Raw genomic sequence first — 230 nt, forward strand, 5'->3', positions numbered from 1 at the left:
TGCGTCACAATACAGCGGGGCGAAATCCGTGATTGTGGTTGGCGAAATTACGACCCCACCAGCGTGTTTACCGGCGTTTCGGGTTACCCCTTCCAGCACCCGGCACATATCGATCAGATCTTTGACTTCTTCATCGGCTTCGTACACTTCACCCAGCTGCGGCTCGGCCTCAAAGGCTTTTGCCAGCGTCATGCCCGGTTCGGCCGGAATCATCTTGGAAATACGATCGA

1 protein-coding gene is annotated in these 230 nt (G+C 55.2%); it reads right to left on the minus strand.

Annotation, left to right across the window (positions count from 1 at the left end):
- Positions 1–230 (minus strand): hypothetical protein (locus tag ACYP03_RS28415; RefSeq protein WP_459782994.1); only part of this gene is annotated, 230 nt, incomplete at both ends.

This window comes from Photobacterium sp. R1 (assembly GCF_054600795.1).